The organism is Vibrio sp. 16, assembly GCF_963681195.1.
Classification (GTDB): Bacteria; Pseudomonadota; Gammaproteobacteria; order Enterobacterales; family Vibrionaceae; genus Vibrio; species Vibrio sinaloensis_D.
In genome coordinates this window covers 1404385-1425974 of sequence record NZ_OY808998.1, presented here as the reverse complement: position 1 = coordinate 1425974, position 21590 = coordinate 1404385, and the positions used below count along the sequence as shown (strand labels likewise).

Sequence of the window (21590 nt, the reverse complement as noted above, 5' to 3'; positions counted from 1 at the left end):
AGATCCGGAATTAAAAACTCGGTCTATTAAGACACTTTAACAATAGCATCCGCAACGTACGGAATGTCTTTCTCAGTCAGACCAGCGATGTTAATACGACCATCACCCACGCCATAAATTCCATATTCTTCACGTAGTTGTAGCATCTGGTCTTGGCTAAAGCCTAGCACAGTAAACATGCCTTTGTGACTTTCAATGAAATCGAATTGTGAAGTATTGTGCGAATTTCTCAATTCCTCACACAAGGTTTGACGAAGGTTTAACAAACGCTGTTGCATTTCACTTAACTCTTGCTTCCAAACCGCGGTTAAGTCTTGATTTTGCAGGATAGTTTTAACCAAAGCTGCACCGTGATCAGGTGGCATGGTGTAAGTCGCACGAGCAAGTGTCAGTAGTTTACCTTTCGCGTTGCCAACATCTTCCATCGACTTACCGACGACGATAGCCGCGCCAGTGCGCTCGCGGTACAAACCAAAGTTCTTAGAGCATGAGGTTGTAATGAGCATTTCCTCGACGTTGTCAGCCATAAAACGTAGGCCTTTTGCATCTTCTTCTAGACCATCACCAAAACCTTGATAAGCAATATCAACGAAAGGTGTGAAACCATTTTTCTGTGACAATTCGGTGATCGCTTTCCACGCATCGAAGTCGATATCTGCACCCGTTGGGTTATGACAGCAACCATGCAGCAAAACAACGTCTTCTGGCCCAGCTTTGGCTAGGTCATCCAGCATTGCGCCTGCGTCGACTTGTTTGGTATCACGGCTGAAATAACGGTACTCGCGAACTTTAAGGCCAGCCGCTTCCATAACTGGACGATGGTTCACGTAGCTTGGGTTTGAAATCCAAACCGTCGTATTCGGTTGAGCCACCTTCATTAAGTCACCCAACATGCGCAGTGCACCACTGGCGCCAGGCGTTTGAATCGCGGCGACACGATCCATCGCGGAAGTGCCATCAAGAAGTAAGTTCACCATGCTTTGGTTGAACTCTTCACATCCTGCGAGACCAACGTAAGACTTGGTTTTCTGCGTTTCAACAACGATGTTTTGAGCTTGCAAAATCGCCTTCATCACTGGCGTTTCGCCCGCGCTGTTTTTGTATACGCCAATGCCTAAGTCGACTTTGTCAGGACGAGGATCGTTACGGTACGCAACGGAAAGAGAGAGAATCGGATCTAAAGTTGGTTTTGGTAAATGTGAGAACATGAAAGTCACAACCCTTTGAAATTCAAGTAACGACCAACACGTTAGCATCTAAATTATAAATCTAGAAATAAAATTTCACTGGCTCAGAGCAAAACAGGATAAAAATCTGTAAACTTTAACATACATTTAACAAATTATATCTCGCACGCACGCGTGTAAAGTCACTCTTCAACCCAACTTGAAGGTATGAATAATCTGGTTTGAGCTGCCACGCCATTCAAGGTTGAGGTCTTTTTTGTCCTGTTCAAACTTACCATCAATTAACGTGTCGATGTACTGGATCACCTCGCGTTGTGCCTCGTCCAGCTCTGCCAAGGTGTAACCTGTCCATACCCAAATGTCTTTGTCAGGGCACTCAGCTTTAACTCGCTTCACTAACTTGAGAACGTCAGGGACGTTCGCAGGGTGTAAAGGATCCCCTCCAGACAAAGAGAGACCACGACGCTTGATTCGTTCATCCTTTAAGTCTGAAATGATTTGGTCTTCTGCTTGCTGAGTAAAAGCCATTCCCGAATCTAATCGCTGAGTAGACTGGTTATAACAGCCACGACATTGATGCACGCACCCAGAAACAAACAAGGTGCAGCGCGTGCCAGGGCCATTGACCACATCCACTGAGTAATATTGGTGATAATTCATCTTCAAACTCAAAAAATAAAGCCCAATAGAGGGCTTAGTCGTTTTCACAATGCCCCACTCATACGAGCGAGGCAAAGGTCAATTACAGGTGCTTAACGCGACGTTTAACTTCTTCTTGCTTACCAAAGTTAAACGGACGAGCATCAGGGCTGCCTAGGTAGCCACAGACACGGCGTGTCACCGACACTTTCGTCGAGTCATGGTTACCACAACTTGGGCAGGTGAAGCCCTTACTGGTACATTCAAACTCACCGTTGTAACCACACTCGTAACACTCATCGATCGGTGTGTTGGTGCCGTAGTAAGGAACGCGTGTGTAGCTGTAATCCCAAACGTTTTCTAGTGCTTCAATGTTGCGCTGCATGTTAGGAAACTCACCGTAACAGATAAAACCACCACTCGAGATCTCAGGATAAGGCATCTCAAAATCGATCTTGTCGTAAGGGTTTACCTTTTTCTCAACGTCAAGGTGGAAGCTGTTGGTGTAGTAACCTTTGTCGGTTACTCCCTTGATCACACCGTACTCTTTATTGTCGATGCGACAGAAACGGCTACACAAGTTCTCACTCGGTGTTCCATACAAGCTAAAACCGTAACCTGTTTCTTCAGTCCATTGGTTAACAGCGTCTTTCATGTGCTTGATGATATCCAACGCTTTCTCGCGTAATAGGGCATCATCGTAAACATGCGCTTCGGTACCAAACAACGCGTTCACGGTCTCGTGAATACCAATGTACCCCAACGAAATAGACGCGCGGCCATTTTTGAAAATGTCAGCAATGGAATCATCCGCTTTTAGACGAACGCCACACGCCCCTTCCATGTAGAGGATTGGCGCAACACGCGCTTTAACGTTTTCAAGACGCGTAATGCGTGTTTGTAGTGCACGTCGTGCCAGTTCCAGCTTCTCATCGAGCAGTTGATAGAAAGTGGCTTCACTGCCTTTCGCCTGAATAGCGATTCGAGGCAAGTTTAGGCTAACAACGCCGAGGTTGTTGCGCCCCTCGTGAATAAGCTCGCCATTCTCTTCATAAGTGCCAAGGAATGAACGACACCCCATTGGCGTCTTGAAAGAACCGGTGATTTCAACAAGTTTGTCGTAGTTCAAGATATCTGGGTACATACGCTTAGAAGCACACTCCAGTGCGAGCTTCTTAATGTCGTAGTTTGGATCTTCCGCTTTGTGGTTAAGACCATCTTTGATGCCGAATACCAGTTTAGGGAATACCGCCGTTTTACGGTTTTTGCCCAGTCCCGCAATTCGGTTTTTGAGGATAGATTGTTGGATAAGACGCGATGCCCAACTTGTGCCTAAACCAAAACCAAACGTAACGAAAGGCGTTTGACCATTCGCAGTGTGTAATGTGTTCACTTCGTATTCCAAAGACTGGAAAGCGTCATAACACTCTTTTTCAGTGCGCGCCATTGCGAACGCTTCCGGCTCTGGAATATTCCATTCTTTGGCAATCTTTAAGTGTTTTTCGTAGCTTGTTAGCACATACGGCTCAAGGACTTCATCAATGCGGTTAATTGTGGTACCGCCATAAATATGGCTTGCAACTTGCGCGATGATTTGTGCCGTAACAGCAGTCGCTGTGGATATAGATTTAGGCGTATCGATCTCCGCGTTGCCCATTTTAAAACCACTTGTAAGCATGCCTTGTAGATCGATGAGCATGCAGTTAAACATTGGGAAGAACGGCGCATAGTCTAGGTCATGGTAGTGAATATCCCCCTGCTCGTGAGCCTGTACGATGTCTCGCGGTAGGATGTGCGTTTTCGCGTAGTGCTTTGCAACAATGCCAGCTAATAGATCTCGTTGCGTAGGGATAACCTTGCCATCTTTATTGGCGTTTTCATTGATCAAATCAAGGTTGCTTTCCTCGATTAACCCTTCAATTTCTTGAGTAAGCGCACTCTGCTTTTCACGGGCGATATCGCGATCATGGCGATATTCAATATAAGCACGCGCAAGCTCTTTGTAAGGGCCTTGCATTAGCTCATCTTCAACCAGTTTTTGAACTTCAGTGATCTCAACTTCATCGCGATCTTGTAGCTTTAATTCCACCGCTAACGCCACATTAAGTGCGTAAATCGCGGTTTCTTTGCTATTGTGATCCGCTGCTGCTTCCACTGCTGCTTGGATGCGGTCTCTAGTAAATTCTGCTCTAGAGCCATCACGCTTGATTACGATTGGATTCACTGATTCTCCTTACCCTTAGTATATTCACAGTGTTATCCACAAATACACTATATAGGCTATTTTTTGTTAAGCTGACACAAGATGTTGTGGCGTATTTAACGGGATGAACCGACAAAAAGTATTGATTTCGATCAATAAAAATAGGCCGTAGATTAAGATCAACGCGATCTTAGTGGCACCGATCTCAGGCTGAAAGAAAACCATGAAAATTGCAAAAATGAGGATATTTACGCTTGATTTTTTTCAAGCTCTTATAGGATAAAGGCTGTAATCCATTTTATGAATGTTAGAGTATGACACACACTAAACTGCGCTCACTTTTGGTCACTTTACTGTTGCCCATCTGTTTTTCTGTACATGCCGAAAAGACACTCAACTTTTCCACATGGAATCTAGAGTGGTTAAGTTCCACCCCATCCGATAAATTTCCGCAGTCGCAACGCTTAGAAAAAGATTACTCAGCGCTCGCAGCGCACTTTTCGTCTATGGATAGCGACATCGTTGCATTTCAGGAAGTGAATGATGAAAAGGCTCTGCGCAAAGTCATAGGCAAGCAGTATCGAGTCTTTTTCTCTACTCGCCGCAACCCAGAGCATGCCGCGCATCAGTTTACAGCGATCAATCAATATACCGGCTTTGCCGTACGCGAAGGCATTTCTGTGATTGAGAAAGAGAGCCTTCAACTTGACACAAGCCATCGCAGTAAATTGCGCTTTGCGAGTTATGTTGTTATCTCACCGACATCTGACACGCCTATCCACGCGCTCTCTGTCCACTTGAAGGCACGCTGTTCAGGCGCTTTTCGTCACAACGATGCGTGCCGAACATTAAAGAGGCAAGGAGAAGCGCTCAACCACTGGATTAGAGAACGAGAAGCGCATGGCGAACGTTACATGATTTTGGGCGACTTCAACCACAATATGAGTTATCCCAAGGATTGGCTATGGGAAATCGTTTCACAGGACTCAACTGCAAAATTGGCAACCAGAGAGACCAAAGCAACCTGCAAAGTGAGATCGCGCAACAACCCAAGCAAGACTCACCAGTTCCGCTCTTTGATTGACCATGTGATTACCAGTGATCAAATCTCAGTCTCTAAAATCGAGCAGCGTAACTACAAGACTGACGATTTATTTCGGTACAAACTCAGCGACCATTGCCCTATTACCCTCACCAAATAAAATAACCCCGCTGATACGTAGCGGGGTTTTAGTTTAGTCAACACGCCCTAAGCAAAGCGCTTTCTCATCGCGACATAATACAGGACAGGTATTACGAGCAGAGTGAGTACAGTCGAAACAAAGATGCCGAATATCAAGCTGATCGCAAGTCCATTAAATATCGGATCGTCGAGAATGAACACCGCGCCAATCATTGCCGCTAGTGCCGTCAGCATAATAGGCTTTGCTCTCACCGCGGCCGATTGAATCACCGCTTCTGAAAACTCAACCCCTTCTTCAACTTGTTGGTTAATGAAGTCCACCAACAGAATTGAGTTGCGGACAATAATCCCTGCAAGCGCGATCATGCCAATCATCGACGTTGCAGTGAACTGAGCCCCTAGCAACGCGTGCCCCGGCATAACACCTATAATCGTCAACGGAATTGGCGCCATAATGATGAGTGGGACAAGATAGGATTTGAACTGAGCGACCACCAGCAAGTAAATCAATACCATCCCTATCGCATACGCTATGCCCATATCGCGGAAAGTTTCGTATGTAATGGTCCATTCACCATCCCACAAAATAGAGATGCCTTGCAAACCATCTGGTTGGTTCACATAAAATTGCTCGACATCCATTTTCTCATCGATCGCGCTGCCAATAGTAAACATGCCGTACAGTGGACTATCAACCGAGCCAGACATATCACCGACCACCATAACCATCGGCACCATATCTTTGTGGACGATATAGTCATCCATGCGTGTTTGGCGGACAGATACCAAATCAGACAGTGGGTAGGCATGACCATTAACACTGCCCACCTTCATGTTCAGAACTTGCTCTAGCCTTACTTTAGCGCTCTCACTCGCCTGAACTTGAATCGGAACCGGATATTTACTGTGTTCGCTGTGTAGGTAGCTGACCGGCTTTCCGCCCACCGAGGTAGCGAGCGCATCAACAATCGCACCATAAGGCACTTGAAAATGTGCAGCTTTGCTACGGTCGATCACAACTTGCCACTTCTGGTGTGATTCAGGTAAGTACATATCCACATCAACAATGTCTTCTGTACCTTTAAAGATTTGTCGAATCTCACGAGCTGCCTGATGACGAAGCTCCGGCGTTGGTCCGTATACTTCGGCAAGAATTGGCGACCACACTGGCGGCCCCGGTGGTACCTCAACCACTTTGACTTTGCCACCAAACTTTTGCGCGACTTCGTTTAACAAAGGACGAACTGCAGAAGCAATCTCATGGCTGTCTCGATCGCGCTCTTTCCGCCCAATCAAGTTCACTTGAATATCACCTTGATGAGATTGGTTGCGCATAAAGTAATGACGAACAAGCCCGTTAAAGTTAATCGGCGCGGCCGTAGCAGCGTAGATTTGGTAATCGGTGACTTCCGGCACATTATCAAGCTGCGCGCCCATTTCAAATAGCACACGCTGAGTCTTCTCCAATGACGCTCCCTCTGGCATATCCAATACCACTTGGAATTCCGACTTGTTGTCAAATGGCAGCATCTTCAATACAACGGCTTGAACCACTGGCAACATAACGGATCCGGCAATCAGCGCTAAGATCGCAAGCAGCAACATAAATCGATTTCTGCCCTGCGCTTTTGCGGTGACAAAGGGTGACATGATTCGGTGAAAAAAAGTGCTGCCGGATTTTGATTCTCCGTGTGCTGCCGGCTTTAACACCTTGCCAGCTAACCAAGGAGAAACCACAAACGCGACCACCAAAGAAATCAGCATCCCCATTGACGCGTTGATCGGAATTGGGCTCATATAAGGGCCCATTAACCCACTCACAAACGCCATTGGCAACAACGCTGCGATAACCGTCAACGTCGCTAAGATCGTCGGTCCACCCACTTCATCTACTGCACTCGGGATAAGCTCGCTCAGCTTCGCTTTCCCCTGCGACATATGACGGTGGATGTTTTCAACGACAACGATAGCGTCGTCGACAAGAATCCCGATAGAAAAGATAAGCGCAAACAGAGAGACGCGATTGAGTGTAAAACCCCATGCCCAAGAGGCGAACAAGGTGATCATAAGTGTCACGATGATTGCAAAGCCAACAACAAAGGCTTCGCGCCACCCCATGGTAAGCAGAACAAGAATCACAACCGCGGCAGTTGCAAATGCCAACTTACCGATGAGTGTATTACTCTTATCCGCTGCCGTTTTACCGTAATCTCGCGTGATCTTGACCGTAACGCTCTTGGGAATCAGTTGATTTTCGAGCTCTTGAACTCGGCTTTCAATCGCTTGCGCAACGTTAACCGCGTTTTCGCCTGCTTTTTTAGCGATGGCCAAAGTTACCGCTGGGTAAATCTGCTGCTTATCGCTAGTCCATGCATTTTGCGTGGGCGTGTTGGCCCCCAAGGTGACTTCCGCAACGTCTTGAAGATAGACAGGGGCATTGTTATGTAGACCAATCACCAGTTGCTTAACTTCTTGCACACGGGTTAGAAACTGGCCAATTTGCACTGGGAACTCTTGGTTATCATGGGTAAGGCGCAACATCGGTGAACTATTATTTGCAGAAGGTAAATGTTGGATCAATTGATCCAATGTGATACCAAAGCTGTTCATTTTCGCGGGATCAAGGCGAACATCGACAATGGTGTTGTGCCCCCCAATCGTGTAGATATCGCGAGTACCAGGAATACGCTTGAGTTCAGTCTCTAACCCATGAGCAACTTGTGTAAGCTGTTGCTGATCTAGACGGCCCGAGTGATCACTTAACGTCAAACTCACAATCGGCACATCCTCAATGCCTTTGGGTTTAATGATAGGTTCACCGACGCCAATACCTTGTGGCATCCAATCTTTGTTTGAATAGAGTTTATTATAAAGTCTTACCACCGCGTCATTTCGACTCACACCTACTTCGAAAATCGCAACGATCATCGCGCCGTCGGGCTGCGAAAATGAATAGAGCTTATCGATACCTTGAATTTCGGAGATGATTTGCTCGGCTGGCATGGTAACCAAGCTTTCGACTTCTTTCGGTGAAGCACCTGGAAATGGAATATAGACATCCGCGAAGGTGACGTCTATCTGCGGCTCTTCCTCTTTTGGTGTGACGATTACGGCAAACACGCCCATTAAGATCCCGACGAGAGCCAAAAGTGGCGTCATCGCGGAGTTTTGGAACGCAGCTGCGATACGACCTGAAATCCCTAATCGGTTATCCATCATCACTCTCCTTTTGGCGCCAACGCAACCGTTGAGATCACATCGCCCTCTTCAAGCCCAGATAAAACCTCTACATAATCCCCATACTCTTGACCTAAGCGAACAGGATTCAACACACGTTGCTGGTTTTGAATCCTGTAGACAGAGCTGAGTTCCCCCCGGCGTACAACTGCCGTAGAAGGAATGACTAATGTCTCTTTCTCACCATAGACAAATTCAGTTTTAACCCACATTCCCGGTACAACAGCATCCGTGTTTTCCGGTAGCGACAATCGAATCTTGAACGTATGAGATTGAGGATCGGCATAACTGAACAAGCTCATGTCGGTCGGTGCGATTTCCTCACCACTTGGGGCAACCACTTGGAACTGATCAACGGTTTCTACCCTTGCTTGGTAACGTTGAGGAATATCGGTTTCGACACGCAGCACATTAAGGGCGAAGCCACTCAGTAACGGCGTACCGGGTGCGACAGTTTCTCCTAACTCAACATGGCGCTTGGTCACAATGCCATCATAGGGTGCTGTTACACTGGTGTATCCCAACAGTTCTTTGGCTTGTTCCACGTTTGCTTGCGCCGATTTGACGGAAGCCGCTGCACTTCTGGCTCGCGCTTGAGCTGAGTCCATCTGATCTTGGGAAATCGCCCCTTTGGGAAACAATTGTGTAAAGCGTTTCAGTTGTGCCTGAGCCTCTCTATTTTGAGCCTCGGCACTGGAAAGTTGAGCCTGAGCCGCATCTAAAGAGGCAGATTGCTGCACTGCACTGATTTCGAGTAGAACAGCCCCCTCTTTGACATAGTCATTCACGTCAACATTCAAACCTACAATACGGCCCGATGTTTGCGCCGCAACCGTCCCCTGATTGATAGGCTGCACCACCCCGTCTAAATGAATAACTTGCGAAAGTGGCTCCAAATTGACGGTGTACAGTTGTTCATTTTGCTGCGCATTTGCTCCCATTGCTATTGAACAGGCAATAGCAACACTCAAACTCATCCTTCTCATCATCACCACTCCATCACGCTTGTTTCATCCATTGTAGTCGCTACGCAGTTTGCGTTTGTGACTCTCGACTATTTTTCATACAAATCAGTAGGTTTGTTCCTCCCAATCCCACCATCATGCTGGCAAAGAACAGCCAAACACCCATGTTCCCCAGAGCCAAGCTAGACATTGCAGGACCTGGGCAAATACCCGCTAAACCCCAACCTAAACCAAAGATCACTGCGCCGCTCACTAATCGCTGGTCGATTTTGTCTTTTTTAGCAAGGCAGAACTCACCGGCGACAACAGGACGGGTTCTAGGCTTAATGACGAAAAAGTAGGCTGGCATAAATACCAACAACGCACCACCCATCACAAAAGCGAGGCTTGGGTCCCATTGCCCAGCAATATCCAGAAACCCGACAACTTTTGCAGGATCAGCCATACCTGAAATAATCATCCCTAACCCAAATAAAATCCCTGCAAACAAAGACGTTAAACGGAAAATTACTTTATTCATTGTGTCTCTCACTAAGGTTTATAAAAGATGAAATCGTGCAAACACGGTAATCGCTGCAACGGTCATAAAGATCAGAGTTGCGACAATTGAACGTTTGGATAATCGACCAATACCGCAAATACCATGTCCACTCGTGCAGCCGTTTCCTAGACGAGTACCTATACCAACAAGCAACCCCGCAAGTGCCAGTACCCAGCTGCTACTTTCATAGTGCAATGGGATACTACCGTTAAATACCAACACACCAATGACACCGCCAGAGACCATGCCAATAGCAAATAACAAGCGCCATGCGAAATCTGATGACTTAGGGGTGAGTAGCCCAGTCATAATGCCGCTGATGCCTGCAATTTTCCCGTTAATCAACAACATAATCGTCGCTGATATTCCCAATAAAATGCCTCCTGCCAATGAATCCCATGGGATCGTGAAAGCCATAACTACCTCTTAGCTAAATTAAAAAAACCGTTAACCACAAAACGTGGTTTGTAAATTTTGGATAAGCTGAACAACGCGCTCATCGTCCAGCGAATAGAAAACTTGTTGCGACTCTTTGCGGAACTTGATTAACCCGTGTTTCCTTAACACGGTTAAATGTTGCGAAAAGGCTGATTGGCTCAGCGTAGAACTACTTTGTAGTGCGCTAACGCCAACTTCGCCTTCAGTCAATTGACACAGCACCATGAGTCGTTCTGGGTGCGCCATTACTTTCAATAGCTCAGCAGCTTCTACCGCATTCTTCTTCATTTCTGCGATGTTAACTGTTTGATCATTCATGGCTCGTCTCCAGTTAGTCAGTTAAATTAGATAATACTAAACAACATAATTTAGTCAACACTAATTTAGAATATTTAAAATTAGACAAATTAACATTAGACTTTTCTAAATTAAGACTCTATAGTAGTTTTCATCAAGGAAAATGGACACGAAGGAGAACGACATGACACTTGAAAATGCAATCCGAGTATTAGCAGGAAGTATGGTTCTACTCTCAGTTATATTGACGGTAACCGTGCATAGTGGGTTTGTTTGGTTAACGGTATTTGTCGGGGTCAACTTGATCCAAAGTGCCTTTACTGGCCTGTGTCCGGCAGCATATTTTCTTAAAAAATTAGGTTTTCAATAACGGAGTTTCAAATGACTAAGATTCTTATCGTTGGTGGTGTAGCTGGTGGTGCTTCTGCGGCTGCGCGTGCTAGAAGATTAAGCGAAGACGCAGAAATCATCATGTTCGAGCGAGGCCCTTTCGTCTCTTTTGCAAACTGCGGATTGCCCTACCATATTGGTGGCGATATTCAAGAGCGCAGCAAATTGCTACTTCAAACACCAGAAAGCTTCTTAGCACGATTTAATGTCGATGTTCGAGTAATGAACGAGGTCGCTTCCATCGATCGACATAACAAGCAGGTTACGGTTAAGAATCTACTAGACGGTAGCGAATACACGGAAAGCTACGACTTCTTGCTCCTTAGCCCTGGTGCTGGCCCCATCGTTCCGCCAATTCCAGGCATCGACAATCCGCTTACTCACTCACTGCGCAACATTCCAGATATGGATCGCATCATTCAAACGATCCAGATGAATAAGCCTGAACACGCAACGGTAGTTGGTGGTGGATTTATCGGCCTTGAAATGATGGAAGCTTTCCACCAATTGGGAATTAAAACCACGCTGATTGAGATGGCAGATCAGGTGATGACACCTGTCGACCGTGAAATGGCTGGGTTTGCTCACGCTGAAATTCGTCAAAAAGGCATTGATTTGAAGCTGGGCGTAGCGCTTCAAGCGGTTGAATACATTCCAAACGAGCACATTGCAAGCCTTGGCTCTGGTGAAGACGACGCGCATCAACATATCGAAGGTGAGCTTAATCTTACTCTTAACAACGGTGAGTCGTTAACCACTGACATTTTGATCATGGCTATTGGTGTGCGCCCTGAGACTAGGTTAGCAAAAGAAGCAGGACTTCAAATTGGTGAGCTGGGTGGTATCTACACCAATGAAATGATGCAGACCAGCGATCCTAGCATCTACGCTGTGGGTGATGCAGTCGAAGAAAAAGACTTTGTTACAGGTGCACAAACTCTCGTTCCACTTGCTGGCCCAGCAAACCGTCAAGGTCGTATGGCAGCCGACAACATGCTTGGACGCAGTGAAACCTATCAAGGTACACAAGGCACTGCTATCTGTAAGATATTTGACCTCGCGGTTGCTTCAACGGGCAAAAACGAGAAACAACTTAAACGTGATGGTGTTGAGTATGAAAAGGTCTACGTTCATACCGCAAGCCATGCAAGTTACTACCCAGGTGCTGAGATTGTCTCATTCAAGATGTTGTTCGATCCAAAAACAGGCAAAATCTTTGGCGCGCAAGCGGTAGGCAAAGATGGTGTCGATAAACGAATTGATGTAATGGCAGTTGCCCAACGCGCAGGTATGACTGTCGAGCAGCTTCAGCACCTTGAGCTCACTTACGCGCCGCCATACGGCAGTGCTAAAGATGTGATCAACCAAGCGGCATTTGTAGCAAACAACATCATTAAGGGCGACGCCACTCCAATTCACTTTGATGAAATGGACTCACTAACCGAAGAGCAAGTGCTGCTTGATGTACGTAACCCTGGTGAACTTGAGAATGTCGGCTTTATCAAAGATGCGATTAACATTCCAGTGGACCAATTACGCCACCGCATGGACGAATTGCCAAAAGACAAAGAGATTGTAATCTATTGCCAAGTTGGGTTACGCGGTAACGTCGCATATCGTCAGTTAGTCAATAACGGCTTCAAAGCTCGTAACCTGATTGGCGGTTATCGCACTTACAAGTTTGCGAAAGCATAAAAGATTCCTACATAACACTGCGCTAATTTTTTGGGTCCGAATGGACCCATTTTTTTCTTGATGAGTTAAGGTTGATCTACATCATTCCTCTCCCAGCTCAGTGTCGTTAACTTAACAATTGACACCATTAGTTAACAAGGAGAGAACAAATGGAACTTAAGAAAGACCGTCGCTGCTACACCGATGTCTGTATCAACGGTAAGTGGTTTCATCACGACCATTGCACCGCAACGGCGTACATGCTTAATGGTGGCGCTGAATGTTTGTTGGAGCTTGCACGCCCCCCTGAAACAGAGAGCGAACTTGTTCAGTTGATTAAAGAGCAATTTTAAACGCTTCGGACGTGGAAGACCCCTTTTACTACACCCTCTTTTACTTCCCACATCGCAAGCACTGCATTAATCCCGATCCGCCAGTCACTGTCCTTGGCTCATGGTGGATCGCCTTCTGATTTGTCTCTATTCGACGCCGCCCAAGTAAGCACTGTTTATTCCGATCTGATCTCAATCTAAATTAAATTAATGACAAAATCAGAAAAATTTATTAACAATGTCCTATTAAGCTAAGCGTTAACATTATTAATATCACTCAAACGTTTAACCAAAAATTTCATCACCACGTATATAAACGTTCACCCAATTAATAAACAGCCTACTTTTTAGCCTTCAAAAAAACATAGTAAGCAAATGAATTTATTGGAAATCAAATAAAATACAAAGAGAATAATTATTTCTTATTATAAATGTGGCAACAAGTCGCACTTCTCTTAAATATAACCTATTCCAAATCAGCAAAGTAGCAACACTTATACTTATAGTATTTATATCCCATAGTCTAATTTAGTATTTTCTAATTATTTAGAATTTGATCTTTATTCAATAAATCAATCATTCACTGCCGCTATATTTTTATTTTATTTATTCTCTCATGATATCTTTAGTGGAGTTTTAGCTCTAACAACAAGAAAGAGAACGTTATGAAACATACCCTTCTATTGGCTAGTATTTTCGCGACCATGCCAGCATTGGCCGACACGCTCCCAACAACACCCGAAGCCGTCACAGCGGCTTACAGCCAGTCAGTGCAAGATAACCAAACATACACTTACGTTAAATGTTGGTATCGACCAGCACAGACACACGACGATCCCGCATCAACTTGGGAATGGGCGTTAAATGAAGATGGCAGTTATTACACTATCGATGGCTACTGGTGGTCTTCTGTCTCTTTCAAAAATATGTTCTACACGGCAACACCACAAAATGAGATAGCACAACGTTGTAAAGAAACACTCGCAGTCGATCACGATACCGCAGATATGTTGTACTATGCGTCAGACAATCGTTTCTCGTACAACCATTCTATTTGGACAAACGACAACGCTCCAACCGCGACAATTAACCGCGTTGTAGCGTTTGGCGATAGCCTTTCCGATACAGGAAATCTTTTCAACGGTTCACAATGGGTATTCCCAAATAGAAACTCATGGTTCTTGGGCCACTTTAGTAATGGATTTGTTTGGACGGAATATTTAGCCAAAGAGAAAAGCTTACCACTCTATAACTGGGCAGTAGGAGGCGCGGCAGGAACCAATCAATACGTTGCACTGACCGGCATCTACGACCAAGTCACCTCCTATTTGACTTACATGAAAATGGCAAAGAATTACGATCCTTCACAAACGCTGTTCACGTTGGAGTTCGGGCTAAACGACTTTATGAACTACAACCGTGAGGTGTCCGACGTCAAAGCCGACTTGAGCAGTGCGCTGATTCGCCTGAAAGATGCAGGAGCAAATCACTTAATCATGCTTACCCTGCCAGATGCGACGAAAGCGCCTCAATTTAAGTATTCGACGCCAAAAGAAATCGAAAAGGTTCGCGCTAAAATTGTCGAATTCAATCAGTTCATTACAGAGCAAGCGGAGCTCTACAAGCAGCAAGGGATGAACATTGCCTTGTATGACGCATATTCTCTATTCGAGTCTATGACAAGTCATCCACAACAGCATGGGTTTGAAAATGCCACTGATGCGTGTTTAAACATCAACCGTAGCTCTGCGGCTGACTATCTGTACAGCCACAGTTTTACCAATGAGTGTGCGCTTTATGGTTCAGATAAATATGTGTTTTGGGGAGTTACGCATCCAACGACTGCTGCTCACAAATACATTGCTGATAACATCATCGCCGAGCAGTTTTCACAGTTTCCATTCTAACTAGCTAGAACAATATCGAAATAAACTAAGAGGCAGAGTGATCAACTCTGCCTCTTTACTTTAATGAGCTACTAAGCCGCTACGCTTTTCGATTTGTGGTTTGAAAAACCAAACATTCCGATGACGGCCACAACAAACGGTAGAACGTAGATGTTCATCGCCTCCCAACCGACCGTTGACTCCAACCAACCCGATAATAAAGCTGTGATAGTAACGCAACTAAACACGAAGAACTCATTAATTGCTTGTGCTTTTGATTTGTTATGAGGCAAGTATGATTGGCTAAACAATCCCGTCGCTGCGATAAACATAAAGTTCCACCCTACTCCTAACAACACCAGAGCACATGAGAAGTGCCAAATGGACTGGCCATGTATATTGACAGCAATACAAAGAACGAACAGCACGCCACCAGCAAGGATCATGTTTCGGGGGCCAAATCGTTCAACCAACCGACCTGTAAAAAATGCAGGGACAAACATTCCTAACACATGCCACTCAATAACACCTGCCGCCTTATCAAATTCAAAACCGCACCCAATCATGGCTAGAGGGGTGGCTGTCATTAAAATATTCATAACGGCGTAGGCAACCATCGCGGCAAACACCGCCAGCATAAAGTTTGGTGCAGCAACAATCGTTTTAAGCGGGTCTGCGTTTACTTTAACAGAGGCAAGGTTTTGCTTTGGAAAGCGTATCGTTTGCAATAAAAACAACGCCATAATGTTCAAAACAATCAACGCTAAAAAGGCTCCGACATAGAGACCATCGTTTGACCATTGCTGAGCGTAAACCGCGAGATTAGGGCCAAGTATCGCCGCAAGAACCCCTCCAGCCATGGAAATAGAGATAGCTCGATGACGCGCGCTCTCATCACACACCTCGATAGCAGCAAATCGGTAGAGCGTGCCAAACCCTATTCCGATCCCGAGTAAAAAAGTGCCCACACAAAACAACGGAAACTGCTGCGTAGCCAGCGCATAAGTGGAGACTGACGCACCGCTGATACCAATGACGTTGCCAAGACTGAAGCCAATTTTTCGCCCAAGTTTACCCATAATGAGAGAGGCGGGAATGGTCGCGGACATCAGCCCTAAAAACTGCATCGCCACGGGTAAGGTGATCAAGCTAGAGTCTGGCGCTAGCGCCTTACCAACAAGACCGACGACAGAGATAAGAAGTATATTGCCTGTCATTAGTAACGCTTGGCAAATCGATAAAAGCCAAACATTACGATTCATTCAATGCCTCTTTTATCGCTTCCTGTACATGTATTTCTGCCGTATCAAACAAGGCGATTTCGGTATCCGTTTGATTGACCAATAAACCAATCTCAGTACAACCCAGTATCACCCCTTGTGCGCCATTCATTGCAAGCTCTTCAATGATGGTTTGATAATCATGTTTCGAACGTCTATTGAGCTTTCCTTGGCACAGCTCGTCGTAAATCACATCGTGAACTAACTTTCTTTGTACGCCATTTGGTACGATAACCTCGATGCCAAATTTATTGGTAATTCGCTGCTTGTAGAAATCCTCTTCCATTGTAAATGCGGTGCCGAGCAGCCCAACTTTGCTAATACCGCGACGTGTCAACTCGTGCCCCGTTGCATCCGCAATATGCAGAAGAGGAATCGAAATCGACTCTTCAATTTGACCTGCTAGTTTATGCATTGTGTTGGTGGCAATAAGAATGAAATCTGCGCCCGCTTTTTCTAATGATTGGGCGGCCTTGCAGAGTACAACTGCCGCGCTATCCCATGCACCATCGCGCTGCATTTGTTCAATCTCAGCGAAGTTGACACTATTGATCAGGACCTTGGCAGAGTTGTGGCCACCTAGTCTCTCTTTGATCCCTTGGTTAAGTCCCTGATAGTAAGTGACCGTCGATTCCCAACTCATGCCGCCAATGACACCGATTGTCTTCATTCTTGCCCCTCCATGCGGTTGATTCATACCAATTAAACAAAATCACAATCAGTTTACAAACAAAATAAAAGTTCGTAACTCACACAAGTGAGAAATAGAAGAGTTACAAAAGGATAGATAAAAAAATCCCCTAACACAGTTAGGGGAAGAGTGATTACGTTAGCTTTGAATAGGGAGTACTTGCTTGACGTATTGGCCTGGGGCGGTATCAATGACCGGGAAATCCTCATTGCCTATAGAGTAGGGTTCAACCTGTTCTTCCGGATTAAAACTTAACAGCCATTGGTTCCAATGTGTCCACCAAGACCCTTCCGTGTGCTGGGCGTTGCTGTACCATTCGTCTGCGCTGTCATCGAGATTATCGTTCGTCCAGTAACCGTACTTACCCTTAGCAGGATGATTGACGATACCAGCAATATGTCCAGACTCACCAAGAACAAACGTTTTATTACCACCTACGTTCAACGCGCCTCGATACGTGCCTTGCCATAGAGCGATGTGGTCTTCTTTGGTTGACACAAAGTAGCTCGGAATCTTGATTTTATTGAGGTCAATCCATACCCCTCCAATCTTAACCCCTTTGTCTTGCACCAACTTGTTGTGAAGATACAACTCTCGTAGTAAGAAGTTATGGCTTGCTGCAGACACGTTTGTACTGTCACTATTCCAGTACAACAGGTCGAAATCTACCGGACTGTTTCCTTTTAGGTAATTGTCCACATAGTAGTTCCAGTACAGGCTATTTTCTCTTAGCAAACTGAAGGTAACACTCAATGAGCGACCATCCATATACCCTTTAGCATCGTTTTGCTGCGTGATGGCATCGATAATGGTTTCATTGATGTACGCGCCCACTTCTCCAGGCTGCGCGAAATCAAGCAAGGTCGTAAAGAAGGTCGCACTTTTAATGCGTTTCTTCATTCTCTTCGCAGCATAATATGCCACTGTACTTGCCAATACCGTTCCACCAATACAGTAACCTGCGGCGTTAATTTGCTCTTGGCCAGTGATAGATTCAATAGCCGAGACCGCTTTTGCTACACCTTCGGTAACATAATCACCGAACTCAACGTCGCGTTGCTCAGCACCTGGGTTGCGCCAAGAGATCATGAACACCGAGTGTCCTTGCTCTAGGAGCCAACGAACCATTGAGTTCTTTTCTCTAAGATCAAGGATGTAGTACTTGTTGATAAAAGGAGGGACAATCAACAGCGGGACCGCGTTGACCGTTTCAGTTAGAGGCTTGTATTGAATTAATTCAAACAGCTCATTCTTATAAACGACATCACCTGCGGTGTTCGCAACATCGTCGCCTAGTCTGAACGCGTTATTGTTCGTCATGCGAATTTTGAGAATATCCGCACTCGATTCTAAATCTGCTTTAAGTTGGTCTAACCCTGTTAATAGGTTCTCACCATTCTGCTCTAAGGTTAGCTTAAGCAGCTCTGGATTGGTCGCGATAAAGTTGCTTGGCGACAAGGCATTGATCGCCTGACGAGAAAAGAAGCTGATACGTTCTTTGGCTTTCTCATCCAGTCCTTCAATGCTATCAATGGTTTGCAGATACGTTTTACTAAACAACAAATAGGACTGCTTAATAAAGTTAGAAAACACATCTTGCTGCCATTCTTCATTTGAAAAACGTTTGTCACCACGCTCAGGCGTTACTACATCATTCGTGTTGCCCGCGAGCGCTACGTTTTGCCATATCTGAAGCTGTTGCTGCCACCAGTCGGCTTGAATTTGTAACAGCGCAGCAGGTTGATTGGCGGCGCTTTCAAATAATTTGGCCGTATCTTCGAAATTGACTTCCTGCATCGCTTTATTGAGGGGAGAGTTTACGGCTGCCCTGCTCTGTTCTAGATCTTCCCACCACTTTTGATTGGTTTCTTGGAGCTTAACAAGGTAGTCCGAAAAGAAGTTTTGATACATAGTATTACTCCTAAGATCGGAAAAAAGCCGCCATTGAAGGCGGCAATAAATCACAGTGTTATGCAGGAGTCACTGTCTTAAGGTTTTCCGTTGTGAGTTGCTCAACATCTTCTTTGAACTCTTTAGCGATAGATTGTAGCTTGTTGCTGTCATCGATCATTTGCTGAGAAAGCTTAGTCAGCGTGTTCAGTTGCTGACCGTTAAAAGCAGTCAGTGAGGTAACATCTTTCACTTCGCTCGCGGCTTTCATCTGCGTTAGACCCATTTCGCTGTATGTGCGAATCGCATTGAGTTGAAGCTCTGTTAGCACTTCGACATTTTTAGTCACAAGCTTGTTGAACTTGATGTATGGCTCCAAGCCTTTTTCTGTTTGATCGGTAAACGTTTTAAAAAAATCGGTATACATGAGTATTACTCCTGAGTTAATTCCATTTAATTACGAATTCAGTTCACTTAACTAGTAGCGTTAAGTAATTGATTTAATTACAACAGCAGTGCCCATTCCACCACCAACGCAAAGTGAAGCGACACCATAATTGCCTTTACTTCGGTTAAGTTCGTGAATAAGCGAAACCAGTATTCTGTTGCCTGATGCGCCCAGTGGATGACCTAACGCGATAGCGCCACCGTTAACATTGGCTTTATCCAAGATGGATGAGATAGAGACATTTTGCTCGTCTGCCAATTGATGAATAACCCCGAGCGCTTGTGCCGCAAATGCTTCATTCAGTTCGTACAAGTCGATATCATCAGTGGTTAAGTCTGCTTTCAGCAAAGCATTCGATACCGCTTCAACAGGACCTAATCCCATAATCTTTGGATCAAGACCAGATTGCGCGTAGCTCACCAGCTCTGCGATAGGTTGCAAACCCAGATCTTTCACTGCCGACTCACTCGCAAGTACAACCGCGCTTGCGCCATCATTGATTCCTGACGCGTTGCCCGCGGTCACTGACCCTTCTTTGTCAAATGCAGGACGCAGTTTTTCTAATCCACTTAAGGTCGCCGTCGCTTTCGGGTATTCATCCGTGTCAAAGACGATGGTTTCGCGGCGTTTTTTCACGTCAACAGCAACAATCTCATCTTTAAACTTACCCGCCTCAATCGCGGCTACCGCTTTCATTTGGCTCGCTAAGGCATATTCGTCTTGTTGCTCTCGCGAGATCCCCACTTGCTTAGCGATGTTTTCTGCCGTCACACCCATGTGATATTGGTTAAACACATCGGTTAAGCCATCATTAATCAGCAAGTCTGTTAGCGCCATGTTGCCCATTTTGTGGCCGTCGCGAATGTTGCCGGATACGGTAAAAGGAATTTGCGACATGACTTCCACACCCGCCGCAACCACTATAGAAGCGTCACCGGCTTTGATGTGGCTCGCGGCATCCATGACGGTCTTCATTCCACTGCCACACACCATGTTTAGTGTGTAGGCAGGAACGGTTTCAGGAATGCCCGCATAAATTGATGCTTGACGGCCAACGCTCATGCCTTGTCCCGCGCCAATCACGTTGCCAACAATCACTTCGTCGATGACATCAGGATTAACATTGGCTTCATTTAGCGCCGCTTTGATAGCGATTGAAGCAAGATTTCCGGCACTGATGTCTTTCAACGTGCCACCAAAATTTCCGATTGGAGTGCGCTTTGCCGAAACGATGTATACTTTTTCCATGTTCAACTCCTTAGTGCATGTATAAGCCGCCATTGACGGACAAGGTTTCACCCGTAATGTAAGCTGCAGCATCACTGACTAAGAAAGAAACCGACTTGGCAATTTCCTCGGGGGTCGCAAGGCGTTGCATCGGGATTTGCGCTTTGATTGAGTCAAGGACTTCAGGTTTCATCTGCTCAACCATTGGTGTGCCCGTGTAGCCTGGGGCGATAACATTAACTGTCACGCCACTTCGTGCCCCTTCGGCAGCCAACGCTTTTGAGAAGCCAATCATCCCAGCTTTTGCTGCCGAGTAGTTTGTTTGGCCAAACTGACCTTTAAGACCATTCACTGAAGAGATATTGATGACACGACCACCACCCTTTTCACACATTGCGGCGAAAACAGGTTGAGTGACGTTAAATAAGCTATTGAGGTTCGTTTCGATCACCTCTTTCCATGCGTCTGCTGTCATCTTTTTGAAAACGCCATCGCGTGTGATGCCCGCGTTGTTGACGACAACATCAATCGTACCTTCTTCTTGAAGGAGCGTTGCTAGTCGCTCAGCACACTGGGCTGTGTCCGTGACATCTAATTCGAACAGTCGCACTTGTTCTGATGTAAAGCCTTTTTCGTCAAACCACTTTTTGGCACACTCATATTTTCCGGTGAAATAAGTGGCAATGACTCGATAGCCATCGTCAACAAGTTGAGAGGAAATAGCAGAACCGATTCCGCCTTTTGATCCAGTGATCAAAGCGATTTTTTTCATTAAGAGACTCCATTCTTAACAGCAATTTTAACAGTAAGTTTTGGTTATCGTTTGATGCTAAGAAATAGCACCAACCAACGTTGTTATTAATATTATTGGAGAGACTTCCCGCTCTCGTTCTATTTATTAAAGCTAAACCGAAAATATGACAGTTCAAATAATTTCTTAAATTAAATGCATAAAGTTGAACAAAGTCTCATAAGGAATGAAATGTTATATAGTTGTTAACCACCGTTAAGTTATTGTTTTTAATGACTTAATTCATAAGAGCACTTTTATCAGTAGTTTCTAAATTACTGTTTTTTCGCCT

Annotated in this window: 19 protein-coding genes; 5 read left to right on the top strand and 14 right to left on the bottom strand. The window is 45.4% G+C overall.

What is annotated here, in order from left to right:
* Window positions 1–26: 26 nt before the first annotated feature.
* The 3 genes from U9J37_RS20585 to nrdD all read right to left on the bottom strand — a co-directional run bounded on the left by U9J37_RS20585 (window position 27) and on the right by nrdD (window position 4050).
* The gene (locus U9J37_RS20585) at window positions 27–1208 is read right to left on the bottom strand and encodes an amino acid aminotransferase (RefSeq protein ID WP_038136725.1); all 1182 of its coding nucleotides are present in this window, start codon (window positions 1206–1208) and stop codon (window positions 27–29) included.
* A gap of 168 nt (window positions 1209–1376) precedes the next feature.
* Window positions 1377–1847: an anaerobic ribonucleoside-triphosphate reductase-activating protein gene (gene nrdG / locus U9J37_RS20580; protein ID WP_005474529.1), complete on the bottom strand. Its 471-nt coding sequence runs from the start codon at window positions 1845–1847 to the stop codon at window positions 1377–1379.
* 82 nt (window positions 1848–1929) lie between these two features.
* Entirely contained in the window at window positions 1930–4050 is a 2121-nt protein-coding gene (nrdD, locus tag U9J37_RS20575) for an anaerobic ribonucleoside-triphosphate reductase (RefSeq protein ID WP_005474592.1), read from the bottom strand.
* Between the two features lie 293 nt (window positions 4051–4343).
* Here nrdD and U9J37_RS20570 point away from each other — a divergent pair, with 293 nt between their 5' ends.
* Window positions 4344–5231, top strand: a complete 888-nt coding sequence (locus U9J37_RS20570) for an endonuclease/exonuclease/phosphatase family protein (protein WP_005474571.1) — start codon at window positions 4344–4346, stop codon at window positions 5229–5231.
* A 47-nt stretch (window positions 5232–5278) separates the two neighbouring features.
* On the opposite strand, the gene U9J37_RS20565 is transcribed toward U9J37_RS20570, so the two are convergent.
* Genes U9J37_RS20565 through U9J37_RS20545 form a run of 5 tightly spaced genes read right to left on the bottom strand, consistent with a single transcriptional unit; the run spans window position 5279 to window position 10711 of the window.
* Window positions 5279–8428, bottom strand: a complete 3150-nt coding sequence (locus U9J37_RS20565; RefSeq protein WP_043887216.1) for an efflux RND transporter permease subunit — start codon at window positions 8426–8428, stop codon at window positions 5279–5281.
* A 2-nt stretch (window positions 8429–8430) separates the two neighbouring features.
* Window positions 8431–9435 carry an efflux RND transporter periplasmic adaptor subunit gene (locus U9J37_RS20560; RefSeq protein WP_043887223.1) on the bottom strand — a complete coding sequence of 335 codons (1005 nt, stop codon included), beginning with the start codon at window positions 9433–9435 and terminating at the stop codon, window positions 8431–8433.
* Between the two features lie 40 nt (window positions 9436–9475).
* A complete protein-coding gene (locus U9J37_RS20555) occupies window positions 9476–9934 on the bottom strand; it encodes a YeeE/YedE family protein (RefSeq protein WP_005474585.1) in 459 nt (152 codons plus the stop codon).
* 18 nt (window positions 9935–9952) lie between these two features.
* Entirely contained in the window at window positions 9953–10372 is a 420-nt protein-coding gene (locus U9J37_RS20550; RefSeq protein ID WP_005474577.1) for a YeeE/YedE family protein, read from the bottom strand.
* 30 nt (window positions 10373–10402) lie between these two features.
* Window positions 10403–10711, bottom strand: coding sequence for an ArsR/SmtB family transcription factor (locus tag U9J37_RS20545; protein ID WP_005474513.1), 309 nt, complete (start codon window positions 10709–10711; stop codon window positions 10403–10405).
* Window positions 10712–10874: 163 nt separating this feature from the next.
* On the opposite strand from U9J37_RS20545, the gene U9J37_RS20540 reads away from it, so the two are divergent.
* The 4 genes from U9J37_RS20540 (at window position 10875) to U9J37_RS20525 (ending at window position 14993) form a co-directional block, all read left to right on the top strand.
* Window positions 10875–11060 carry a YgaP family membrane protein gene (locus tag U9J37_RS20540; RefSeq protein ID WP_038137354.1) on the top strand — a complete coding sequence of 62 codons (186 nt, stop codon included), beginning with the start codon at window positions 10875–10877 and terminating at the stop codon, window positions 11058–11060.
* Between the two features lie 11 nt (window positions 11061–11071).
* A complete protein-coding gene (locus tag U9J37_RS20535; RefSeq protein WP_005474560.1) occupies window positions 11072–12775 on the top strand; it encodes an FAD-dependent oxidoreductase in 1704 nt (567 codons plus the stop codon).
* Window positions 12776–12924: 149 nt separating this feature from the next.
* Window positions 12925–13107 (top strand): hypothetical protein, encoded by a 183-nt coding sequence (locus U9J37_RS20530; RefSeq protein ID WP_005474533.1) that lies wholly within the window; start codon window positions 12925–12927, stop codon window positions 13105–13107.
* A 644-nt stretch (window positions 13108–13751) separates the two neighbouring features.
* Window positions 13752–14993 (top strand): SGNH/GDSL hydrolase family protein, encoded by a 1242-nt coding sequence (locus U9J37_RS20525; RefSeq protein WP_005474531.1) that lies wholly within the window; start codon window positions 13752–13754, stop codon window positions 14991–14993.
* A gap of 71 nt (window positions 14994–15064) precedes the next feature.
* Here the strand turns inward: U9J37_RS20525 and U9J37_RS20520 are convergent, their stop codons facing one another.
* The 6 genes from U9J37_RS20520 to U9J37_RS20495 form a co-directional block, all read right to left on the bottom strand.
* Entirely contained in the window at window positions 15065–16234 is a 1170-nt protein-coding gene (locus U9J37_RS20520) for an MFS transporter (RefSeq protein WP_005474492.1), read from the bottom strand.
* Window positions 16224–16922, bottom strand: a complete 699-nt coding sequence (locus tag U9J37_RS20515; RefSeq protein ID WP_005474534.1) for an aspartate/glutamate racemase family protein — start codon at window positions 16920–16922, stop codon at window positions 16224–16226. Before U9J37_RS20515 ends, U9J37_RS20520 begins: the two co-directional genes overlap by 11 nt.
* Window positions 16923–17081: 159 nt before the next feature.
* Complete coding sequence (gene phaC / locus U9J37_RS20510; protein ID WP_005474514.1) at window positions 17082–18854, bottom strand: class I poly(R)-hydroxyalkanoic acid synthase; 1773 nt, start codon at window positions 18852–18854, stop codon at window positions 17082–17084.
* A gap of 58 nt (window positions 18855–18912) precedes the next feature.
* Window positions 18913–19260 (bottom strand): phasin family protein, encoded by a 348-nt coding sequence (locus U9J37_RS20505; RefSeq protein WP_005474523.1) that lies wholly within the window; start codon window positions 19258–19260, stop codon window positions 18913–18915.
* 60 nt (window positions 19261–19320) lie between these two features.
* A complete protein-coding gene (locus U9J37_RS20500) occupies window positions 19321–20529 on the bottom strand; it encodes an acetyl-CoA C-acetyltransferase (protein ID WP_005474502.1) in 1209 nt (402 codons plus the stop codon).
* Between the two features lie 10 nt (window positions 20530–20539).
* The gene (locus tag U9J37_RS20495) at window positions 20540–21280 is read right to left on the bottom strand and encodes an SDR family oxidoreductase (protein ID WP_005474583.1); all 741 of its coding nucleotides are present in this window, start codon (window positions 21278–21280) and stop codon (window positions 20540–20542) included.
* Between the last annotated feature and the right edge of the window lie 310 nt (window positions 21281–21590).